Annotated in this window: 7 protein-coding genes; 5 read left to right on the top strand and 2 right to left on the bottom strand. The window is 66.6% G+C overall.

Features of this window, described 5'->3' with window-relative positions; translation table 11 throughout:
• Positions 1 to 146 precede the first annotated feature (146 nt).
• Positions 147 to 2,801, bottom strand: a complete 2,655-nt coding sequence (alaS, locus tag AB3X43_RS06725; RefSeq protein ID WP_369429091.1) for an alanine--tRNA ligase — start codon at positions 2,799 to 2,801, stop codon at positions 147 to 149.
• 54 nt (positions 2,802 to 2,855) lie between these two features.
• Complete coding sequence (locus AB3X43_RS06720; protein WP_369429090.1) at positions 2,856 to 4,259, bottom strand: aminotransferase-like domain-containing protein; 1,404 nt, start codon at positions 4,257 to 4,259, stop codon at positions 2,856 to 2,858.
• A gap of 142 nt (positions 4,260 to 4,401) precedes the next feature.
• On the opposite strand from AB3X43_RS06720, the gene gabT reads away from it, so the two are divergent.
• The 5 genes from gabT to AB3X43_RS06695 form a co-directional block, all read left to right on the top strand.
• Entirely contained in the window at positions 4,402 to 5,715 is a 1,314-nt protein-coding gene (gene gabT, locus AB3X43_RS06715) for a 4-aminobutyrate--2-oxoglutarate transaminase (RefSeq protein WP_369429089.1), read from the top strand.
• 530 nt (positions 5,716 to 6,245) lie between these two features.
• Positions 6,246 to 7,325, top strand: a complete 1,080-nt coding sequence (locus AB3X43_RS06710) for an ABC transporter ATP-binding protein (RefSeq protein WP_369429088.1) — start codon at positions 6,246 to 6,248, stop codon at positions 7,323 to 7,325.
• Between the two features lie 76 nt (positions 7,326 to 7,401).
• Entirely contained in the window at positions 7,402 to 8,442 is a 1,041-nt protein-coding gene (locus AB3X43_RS06705; RefSeq protein WP_369429087.1) for an ABC transporter substrate-binding protein, read from the top strand.
• A 4-nt stretch (positions 8,443 to 8,446) separates the two neighbouring features.
• Positions 8,447 to 9,694: an ABC transporter permease gene (locus AB3X43_RS06700; protein WP_369429086.1), complete on the top strand. Its 1,248-nt coding sequence runs from the start codon at positions 8,447 to 8,449 to the stop codon at positions 9,692 to 9,694.
• Between the two features lie 13 nt (positions 9,695 to 9,707).
• Positions 9,708 to 10,410: ABC transporter permease (locus AB3X43_RS06695; RefSeq protein WP_369429085.1), on the top strand; the 703-nt coding region annotated here is incomplete at its 3' end.

Genomic DNA, 10,410 nt, shown 5'->3' with positions numbered 1-10,410 from the left:
GACTCGCCGTGGCGGGTCATCGACACAGCCCAGCCCTCGTCGTCCTCGTTCTTGATGACCTTGGCGGTCCAGACCTCGTCGCGCCACAGGCGCGGCGACTGGACCGGGGCAAAGGGATCGTCGGCTTCCGGAAGGTCGGCCATGCCTCAGACGCGCTCGGCGACCCAGCCGCGCACGCTGGCCAGCGCACCGGCCAGCTTGCTCGCATCGGTACCGCCGGCCATCGCCATGTCCGGCTTGCCACCTCCCTTGCCACCGACCTGCTGCGCGACGAAGTTGACCAGCTCGCCAGCCTTGACCTTGCCCGTCGAGTCGGCCGTGACGCCAGCTGCGATCTGCACCTTCATGCCATCGACCGCCGCCAGCACGATCGCCGCCGTCTTGAGCTTGTTCTTGAGCTGGTCCATGGTCGTGCGCAGCGTGGCAGCATCTGCGCCTTCCAGCACGGCGGCCAGCACCTTCAACCCGTTCAGGTCGATCGCCTGCGCCACCAGCGCGTCACCCTGGTTGGACGCCAGCCTGCCCTTGAGCGCGACGACTTCCTTTTCCAGCGCACGCAGCTGCTCCTGCAGGCTGCCGATGCGGTGCGAGATTTCAGCCGGCGCCGCCTTGAGCGCACCAGCCACACCGTTCACCGTGGCTTCCAGCGACTGCAGATAGGCCAGCGCGTTGTCGCCTGTCACCGCCTCGACACGGCGGATGCCGGCCGCGACACCCGACTCGGCCACGATCTTGAACACGCCGATGTCGCCCGTGCGCCGCACGTGGACACCACCGCAGAGTTCCTTGCTGGAGCCGATCGTCTGCACGCGCACGGTCTCGCCGTACTTCTCGCCGAACAGCATCATCGCGCCGGACTTCTGCGCGTCGTCGAGCGCCATCACCTCGGCGTTCGCTGCGGCGTTGGCGAGGATCTCGGCGTTGACGAGGGACTCGACCTGGCGAATCTCCGCATCGGTCATCGGCGCGTTGTGCGCGAAGTCGAAGCGGGTGCGGTCGGCGGTGACCTGCGAGCCCTTCTGCTGCACGTGCGTGCCGAGCACTTCGCGCAGGGCCTTGTGCATCAGGTGGGTCGCGCTGTGGTTGCGCACGATCTTCACGCGCAGTTCGGCATCCACCTTGGCGGCGAACGTGTCGCCGACCTTGACCGCGCCTTCGGCGATGCGGCCGTGGTGGCCGAACACATCGGCCTGGATCTTGAACGTGTCCTCGATGACCACGCGGGTCGTGCCGTTGCGCAGCTCGCCCGTGTCGCCCGCCTGACCGCCGCTTTCGGCGTAGAACGGGGTGTGATCGAGCACGATCACGGCGTCATCGCCGGCGTTCGCCTGCTCGACCTGGCTGCCGTCCACGTAGACCGCGACGACCTTCGAGGTGTCGCAGGCGAGGTGCTCGTAGCCGTGGAACGCGGTCGGCACGCCGCTGTACGACAGGCCGGCCGCCATCTTGAACTTGCCGGCAGCGCGGGCCTGGTCGCGCTGGCGATTCATCGCGGCCTCGAAACCCGCCTGGTCCACCGTCACGCCACGCTCGCGGCAGACGTCGGCGGTCAGGTCGACCGGAAAGCCATAGGTGTCGTGCAGCTTGAACGCTGTTTCGCCGTCGATCTGCTTCGTGCCCGACGCTTCGACCGCGGCCAGCGCGCCGTCCAGGATCTCCATGCCGTTGGCGATGGTCTGGAAGAAGCGCTCTTCCTCCTGCTTCAGCACGCTGAAGATGCGGTCGGCGTTCTGGCGCAACTCCGGATAGGCATCGCCCATCTGGACGGCCAGCGGATGCACCAGCGTGTGGAAGAACGGCGCGCGCGCGCCCAGCTTGTAGCCGTGGCGGATCGCGCGGCGGGCAATGCGGCGCAGCACGAAGCCACGGCCAGCGTTGCCCGGAATGACGCCATCGGCGACCGTGAACGAGCAGGCGCGGATGTGGTCGGCGATGACCTTCAGGCTGGGGCTCGCAGCGTCGCAGCCAACACCACCGTCGGTCACGCCGGCAGCGAAGTCCACCGCGTTCCTGGCCGCGGCCAGCAGCGCGACGAACAGGTCGATCTCGTAGTTCGAATGCACGTGCTGCAGCACCGCAGTGATGCGCTCCAGGCCCATGCCGGTGTCCACCGAGGGCTTGGGCAGCTTGTGCATCACACCGTCTTCGGTGCGGTTGTACTGCATGAAGACGTTGTTCCAGATCTCGATGTAGCGGTCGCCGTCTTCGTTCGGGCTGCCCGGAGGACCACCGGCCACGTCTTCGCCGTGGTCAAAGAAGATCTCGGTGCAGGGGCCACACGGGCCCGTGTCGCCCATCATCCAGAAGTTGTCGGACATGTAGCGTCCGCCCTTGTTGTCACCGATCCGGACGATGCGCTCGGCCGGTACACCGACGACCTTGTTCCAGATCTCGTAGGCCTCGTCGTCCTCCGAGTAGACGGTGACCCAGAGCTTGTCCTTGGGCAGCTTGAACCGCTCGGTCAGCAGCTCCCACGCGAAGCTGATCGCGTCGTGCTTGAAGTAGTCGCCGAAGCTGAAGTTGCCCAGCATCTCGAAGAATGTGTGGTGGCGCGCGGTGTAGCCGACGTTGTCGAGGTCGTTGTGCTTGCCGCCGGCGCGGATGCACTTCTGGCTGGTGGTGGCGCGGCTGTACGGACGCTTGTCGAAGCCCAGGAACACGTCCTTGAACTGGTTCATGCCGGCGTTGGTGAACAGCAGCGTCGGATCGTCTCCCGGCACGACCGGCGACGAGGCCACGATCTGGTGCCCCTTGGACTCGAAGAAGTTCAGGAAGGTGGAGCGGATTTCTGAGGCTTTCATTCCGTGGCTTTCGACCCTGAGGGCTCTAAGTGCTTGATGTGGCAAAGCTTTTGATTATAGAAGCGTGCGGATGCGCTGATCGAGGAAGGCGAACAGCCGCTCGTCTGCGCAGTACGCGACGTTGAAGCGCATCCACCCCGTGGGCGCCATGTCGGCGGTGAACAGGTGGCCAGGACCGAGCATGATGTCGCTGGCTGCCGCCTGGTTGGACAACTCGGCCGCGTCCGGCAGCGCCGGGTGGCGCGCCCACAGGAACATGCCCGCCTTGGGCTCGGTGAACAGCTCGAAGCCGAGCTTGGCCAGCCGGCCTGCCACCCGCTGGTGCGCCTCGGCCAGCCGCTCGCGCAGCGCTTTCAGGTGCTTGCGCCAGCGGCCTTCCGTCAACGCCCCGTAGACCAGCCGCTCGCTGAACTCCGACGAGGTCAGGCCGGAAATCATCTTGAGCTGCGCGAGGTCTTCGAGCAGGTCCGGATGCGCGACGAGGTAGCCGACGCGCAGATTGGGCGAGATCGTCTTCGAGTAGCTGCCGACGTAGACCACCCGCGACAGCTGGTCGAGGCTGGCAAGCGAGGGGCGCGGCTCCGGGTCGAGATCGACATAGAGGTCATTCTCGACCACGAGGAAGTCGTGTTTCTCGGCCAGTTGCAGCACGCGGTGCAGGTGGGCGAGCTGTGCGGTGGAGCCGGTCGGGCTCTGCAGGCGCGGCTGGGTGAAGAAGACCTTGGGGCGGTGCTCGATGATGAGCCGCTCCAGTGCCGCGAGGTCGTAGCCCTGCGGCGTGCGTGGCACACCGACAAGCTGCGCACCGGCGAATCGCAGCGAGAACAGCAGATTGGCGTAGCCCGGATCATCGACCAGCACCGCATCGCCTGCGTGGATCAGCCGCCGCGCCACGAGGTCGAGCGCCTGGCTGGAGCCCTGGGTCAGCAGCACCTGCTCGGCCGCAATGGCGATCTCCTGCTCGGCCATCGCGTCGCGGATGAACTCGCGCAGCGGCGGGAAGCCCTTCGGATCGCCATACCCGCCGAGGTCGACGTTGTCCGCCGCCAGCGCACGCAGCGAGCGGCGCACACCGTCCTCGAACAGCCAGTCGCTGGGCAGCCAGCCACAGCCGGCTTTCATCGACAGGTGGCGGTTCTCGAAGATCTTGCGCAGGTACCAGGCCGAGTCGAATCGGTAACCCGGTCGGACCGCGCCCGCCGGCTCGCGGTTCTCGACCGCCGCCCGCTTGCGCACGAAGAAGCCCGAGTGCGGCCGCGACACGAGGTAGCCCAGGGCCACCAGCCGGTCGAACGCCTCGACCACGGTGAAGACACTGACCTCGTGCGCATGGGCGAACTGGCGGATCGAGGGCACCTTGGTTCCGGCGCGCAAGGCGCCCTCGTCGATCAGGCGACGCAGGCCGTCGACGATCTGCGTGACCAGCGGAATGGCGGACTGGGGTTGGAGCGTGAGCATGTGCAGCGAGTCTAGCGCTGCCAACTGGCAGTCTGTACCGGGCAGGCACCCTGCACAGTGCGCCGCAGAGGATGCCGCGCTGTACATGGTCGCTGCTGCGTGCGGGGCCTAGAGTGCGTCCATTCTTGCCCAGGAGTCCCGAATGCACCGCGAACCCCACATCACCGACACCACCAACGCGGCCCTGATGGCGCGCCGCCGCGCCGCCCTGCCCGTCGGGCTGGGACAGTCGCACGAGATCTTCGTGGACCGCGCCGAAAACGCCGAGGTGTGGGACGTCGAAGGCCGCCGCCTGATCGACTTCGCCGGCGGCATCGCCGTGCTGAACACCGGTCACCGTCACCCCGCGCTGGTCAAGGCGGTGCAGGAGCAGCTCGACCGCTACACCCACACCTGCTTCCAGGTACTGGCCTATGAGCCCTACATCGAAGTCGCCGAGCGCCTGAACGCCAAGGCACCGGGCAACTTTCCGAAGAAAAGCTTTCTGCTGACCACAGGCGTCGAGGCCGTCGAGAACGCGATCAAGGTCGCACGGGCCTACACGAAACGCTCGGCGGTGATCGCCTTCGGCGGTGGCTTCCATGGCCGCACGATGATGGGCATGGCGCTGACCGGCAAGGTCGCGCCCTACAAGATCGGCTTCGGCCCCTTCCCTGCCGAGGTCTACCACGCCAAGTTCCCCTGCGCACTGCATGGCGTGAGCGTGGAAGACGCGATGGCCTCCATCGACGCGCTGTTCAAGTACGACGTCGAAGCTTCGCGGGTCGCGGCAATCATCCTGGAGCCGGTCCAGGGCGAAGGCGGCTTCTACGTGGCGCCGATCGAGTTCGTGCAGGCACTGCGCGCACTGTGCGACCAGCACGGCATCCTGCTGATTGCCGACGAAGTGCAGACAGGAGCCGGGCGCACGGGCACGTGGCTGGCGTGCGAACAGTGGTTCGAGCAGGTCGGCGTGGCGCCGGACATCATCACGATGGCCAAGTCGCTGGCGGGTGGTTTTCCGCTGTCTGCCGTGATCGGGCGCGCCGATGTGATGGACGCAGCAGCTCCGGGTGGACTCGGCGGCACCTACGCCGGCAGCCCGCTGGCCTGTGCGGCGGCGCTGGCGGTGATGGACATCTTCGACAACGACGGCTTGATGGAGCGCGGCCGCGCTGTCGGCCAGCGTCTGATGACCGGGTTGCGGGACATCGCCAGCCGCCAGGCCGTGATCGGCGACGTGCGCGGCCTGGGCGCGATGGTGGCCATCGAGCTGTTCAGGAATGGTGACGTGCATCAACCGGACGCCGAGCGCGTCAAGCGTGTGGTCACGGAAGCGGCGCAGCGCGGGCTGGTGCTGCTGTCGTGCGGGGTGCATGGCAACGTGATCCGCATCCTGGTGCCGCTCACGGCGTCGGACGCGGTGCTGGATGAAGGGCTGGCCATTCTGTCGGCCAGCTTCGACGCCACAGCCTGAGTTCCGCTGTTCGGAAAAGCGCTTTTTCTTGTTCTAGACCTCCGGCTTGCCGGGGGTCTGACTTTTGGTGGTTGTGTTGGGGGTTGCCTGGGAGATGACTCACTGGGATCGGATCATCAACACTTTGCCGTTAGTATTTAAATAAGCCGGACTGAACCTTGATCCAGCGCCAACTTCGGAAGTTGTACCGATGCAACAACGTGCTGCAGTCCATCGGATTTCATCCGCGCGAAATCTGGCGCTCTGGCCGCTTCAGGCTGGCATGTTTCTTCGCAGGACGCGCCGAGAGGCCAATGGAGCGGGCTGGCCGGCCGTTTCTGCCTCGATTCGGCGCACGCGGCGCACCAGTCACAAACACAGCGCACCACGCTTGAACAGAGGGTCTCTCTGTACATGGAAAGCGGCCTGCACAGTGCACAACTGCACGCCACTGTCTGTACATGTTGCCGCGGGTGACCCGCTCCTACAGTCCGGGCGTCTTGCAGCTGCAAGCCCACCCATTCCTCGACAGACCCTGGACAACCCGCACGATGAGCAGCCTCCCCCTGGTTCAATTCAAAGGCGTACAGAAGACCTACGACGGCCTGAGCCTGGTGGTGCGCTCGCTCGATCTGGACATCCAGCGCGGTGAGTTCCTGTCACTGCTCGGACCATCCGGCTCGGGCAAGACGACCACGCTGATGATGCTGGCCGGTTTCGAGTCGCCGACTGCGGGCGACATCCTGCTCGACGGCAAGCCGATCACCCGCACCCCGCCACACAAGCGCCACTTCGGCATGGTGTTCCAGAACTACGCGCTGTTCCCCCACATGACCGTGGGCGACAACGTGGCCTACCCGCTGACGGTGCGCAAGGTGCCCAAGGACGAGATCGCCCGCCGCACGGCCAAGGCGCTCGACATGGTGCAGCTCGGCGGCAAGGGCGATCGCTACCCCGCCCAGCTCTCCGGCGGCCAGCAGCAGCGGGTGGCGCTGGCCCGCGCCCTCGTGTTCGAGCCGCAGCTCGTGCTGATGGACGAACCGCTGGGCGCGCTGGACAAGCAGCTGCGGGAACACATGCAGCTCGAGTTGAAGGAGCTGCACCGCCAGCTCGGCATCACCTTTGTCTACGTGACGCACGACCAGGGCGAGGCGCTGACGATGAGCGACCGCGTCGCCGTGTTCAACGACGGCCTGATCCAGCAGATTGACGCCGTCGGCAAGCTCTACGAAACGCCGGCCAACCGCTTCGTCGCCGGTTTCGTCGGTGACAGCACGGTGCTCGACGGCACGCTCGGCGCCGACGACCGCGGCCGCTGCGAGCTGGTGCTGTCCACGGGCGAGCGGTTGGCGGGCCTGAACATCAACCACGCCGTTCCTGGCAGCAAGGTCGCCGCGTCCGTGCGCCCCGAACGCATCGAGGCCCATCTGGCAGCGCCAGCGGACCTGGCCAATGTGGTTCAGGCCGCCATCAACGACGTCATCTACTACGGCGACCACCTGCGCCTGCGATGCGCGATCGCAGGGCAGGCGCAGGCCACCGTCAAGGTGCCGCTGAGCGCCTTGGCGCCGCAGGCGGGCCAGGCCGTGTGGCTGCGCTTTCCGACCGAGTTCCTGCGGGTCTATGCCTGATCGCCCGACACCTGTTCCGACGCCCCATTCCATCCACCCCGCCGACAACGGCAGCTCACACCGGAGTTTCTCCCCCATGAAAACCACTTCCGTCTCCCTGGCCGTGGCCGTTGCCGCCACGCTCGTCGCCAGCTCGGCCTTCGCCCAGAGCCAGCTGACCGTCGTGAACTTCGGCGGTGCCAATGGCAACGCGCAGAAGAAGGCCTATGTCGAGCCCTTCGAGAAGGCCATGGGCGCCAAGATCGTCGGCGTCGAATACAACGGCGAGCAGGCCAAGATCAAGGCCATGGTCGAGACGAAGAAGGTCACCTGGGACGTGGTGGAAGTGGAAAGCCCGGACGTGGCCCGCGGCTGCGACGAAGGGCTGTTCGAGAAGATCGACTGGGCCAAGGTCGCCCCGAAGGCCGACTTCCAGCCCGCTGCCGTGCACGAATGCGGCGTCGGCATCTTCATCTGGTCGACCGTGATGGCCTACAACGGCGACAAGCTGAAGGATGGCCCCAAGACCTGGGCCGACTTCTGGGACACCAAGAAGACCCCCGGCAAGCGTGGCCTGCGCAAGGGCGCCCGCTACAACCTCGAATTCGCGCTGATGGCCGACGGCGTCAAGAGCGCCGACGTCTACAAGGTGCTGGCCACCAAGGACGGCGCGGACCGCGCGTTCAAGAAGATGACCGAGCTGAAGCCGAGCATCCAGTGGTGGGAAGCCGGTGCGCAGCCGCCGCAGTTCCTGGTTGCCGGTGACGTGGTGATGGCCACCGCCTACAACGGCCGCATCGATGCCGCCCAGCGCGAAGGCAAGAACCTGAAGATCTCCTGGACCGGTGGCATCTATGACCTGGACTACTGGGTGATGCCCAAGGGCGGCGCCAACAAGGACCTGGCCATGAAGTTCATCGCCTCGGCCTCGCAGCCGGACGCGCAGGCCGAGTACGCCAAGCTGATCTCCTACGGCCCGACCAACAACAAGGCCCTGGCCAAGCTGGACACCAAGACCCTGGGCCTGCTGCCGACCTCGCCGGCCAACAGCGCCGATGCACTGAAGTTCAACATCACCTTCTGGGCCGACCAGGGTGAGGAACTCGAAAAGCGTTTCGCCGCCTGGGCGGCGCAGTAAGTCCATGAGCGCCACCGCCATCGCCCCCATCGGCTCGGCCGATCTCGCCCGTTCGCTGCAACGCGCCGAACGACGCCGCAAGCAGATGGCGGTGGCGCTCACGCTGCCGCTGCTGGTGTTCCTGCTGCTGACCTTCCTGGTGCCGATCGGCGCGCTGCTCCAGCGTGCGGTCGAGAACCCGGAGGTCGCCGACGTGCTGGTCCATACCGGACAGGCACTCGCCAAGTGGGACCGCCAGGGCGCGCCGCCAGCGCCAGCATTCGCCGCCCTCGCGCAGGACCTGGGCGCCCTGCCCGAGTCCGCGCAGGCCGGCACGCTGGCCCGGCGGCTCAACTCCGAAGTGGCCGGCGCGCGCTCGCTGGTCATGGGCACCTACCGGGCGCTGCCGCTCGGCGACAAGCTGACGCCCGAGCAAGTGCGCGACCAGCTGCTCGCGGTCGATCCCCGCTGGTCCGAAGCCAAGTACTGGCAGGCCATCGCCAAGAATTCGAGCCGCTGGACACCAGATTACCTGCTCGCCTCGGTCGATCACCGCCGCAGCGCGGCCGGCGACATCGAACCGATGCCCGCCGACCAGGCCGTGTTCGGCAAGATCCTGCTGCGCACATTCAACATCAGCGCGGTCGTCACGCTGTGCTGCCTGCTGCTGGCGTATCCGCTGGCCTACTGGCTCTCCACGCTGTCGGCGCGCCACGCCAACGTGCTGATGATCCTGGTGCTGGTGCCGTTCTGGACCTCGATCCTCGTGCGCGTCGCCGCCTGGATCGTGCTGCTGCAGCGCGAGGGGCTGGTCAACACCGCGCTGATGGGCCTCGGACTGACCAGCGAGCCGATCGCGCTGCTGTTCAACCGCACAGGCGTGGTCATCGCGATGGTCCACATCCTGCTGCCCTTCATGATCCTGCCGCTCTACAGCGTGATGAAGTCGGTGCCACCGACCTATCTGCGTGCGGCGATCAGCCTGGGCAGTGCGCCGCTGGCCGCCTTCTTCCGCGTCTATGTGCCGCAGACCTACCCGGGCATCGGCGCAGGCGCGCTGCTGGTGTTCATCCTGTGCATCGGCTACTACGTGACGCCGGCGCTGCTGGGCGGTGCGGACGACCAGATGCTGTCCTACTACATCGCCCAGTACACCAACGTCGAGGTGAACTGGGGCATGGCCTGCGCGCTGGGCGCGGTGCTGCTGGCGGCGACGCTGGTGCTCTACGCGGTGTACCGCCGCATCGTCAAATCCGAACTGAGCCTGGGCTGAGGACCCCACACCGATGAACGCCCTCCTGTCTGCCCTGACCCCCCAGTTCCCCGCCTACGCGACGCTGGCCGACAAGCTCGGCTGGTGGGCGCTGCGTGGCCTGTGCGTGGCTCTGCTGGTCTTCCTGCTGCTGCCGATCCTGGTGATCGTGCCACTGTCGTTCTCGTCGAGTTCCTTCCTGGCGTATCCCATGCCGGGCTGGTCGATGCAGTGGTACGAAAACCTCTTCAATGCGCCCGAATGGGGCCGTGCCGCGAAGAACAGCTTCATCGTCGCCCCGGCCGCAACGCTGCTGGCCACCGTGCTGGGCACCCTCGCCGCAGTGGGTCTGGCACGCGCCGACTTTCCCGGCAAGGGCCTGCTGATGAGCATCCTGATCGCGCCGATGGTGGTGCCGATCGTGGTGGTGGGCGTGGCCTGCTACCTCTTCTTCGCGCGGATCGGGCTGGCCGATACCTACCTCGGCCTGATCGTCGTCCACGCCGCGCTGGGCGCGCCCTTCGTGCTGACCACCGTGCTGGCCACGCTGCAGGGCTTCAACCAGAACCTCGTGCGCGCTTCGCTGAGCCTGGGCGCCGGACAGGTCGAGACCTTCTTCCGCGTCACGTTGCCGGTGATCGCTCCGGGGGTGATCTCGGGCGCACTGTTCGCGTTCGCCACGTCCTTCGACGAGGTGGTGGTGACGCTGTTCATCGCCGGGCCGGACCAGGTGACAC

This window comes from Sphaerotilus sp. (genome assembly GCF_041083715.1).
Lineage (GTDB): Bacteria > Pseudomonadota > Gammaproteobacteria > Burkholderiales > Burkholderiaceae_C > Sphaerotilus.
This window is presented reverse-complemented; position numbering and strand designations above follow the sequence as displayed.

Coding starts and splice junctions, on each gene's coding strand:
- alaS (WP_369429091.1), bottom strand. CDS start 2,801: ATGAAAGCCTCAGAAATCCGCTCCACCTTCCTGAACTTCTTCGAGTCC.
- AB3X43_RS06720 (WP_369429090.1), bottom strand. CDS start 4,259: ATGCTCACGCTCCAACCCCAGTCCGCCATTCCGCTGGTCACGCAGATC.
- gabT (WP_369429089.1), top strand. CDS start 4,402: ATGCACCGCGAACCCCACATCACCGACACCACCAACGCGGCCCTGATG.
- AB3X43_RS06710 (WP_369429088.1), top strand. CDS start 6,246: ATGAGCAGCCTCCCCCTGGTTCAATTCAAAGGCGTACAGAAGACCTAC.
- AB3X43_RS06705 (WP_369429087.1), top strand. CDS start 7,402: ATGAAAACCACTTCCGTCTCCCTGGCCGTGGCCGTTGCCGCCACGCTC.
- AB3X43_RS06700 (WP_369429086.1), top strand. CDS start 8,447: ATGAGCGCCACCGCCATCGCCCCCATCGGCTCGGCCGATCTCGCCCGT.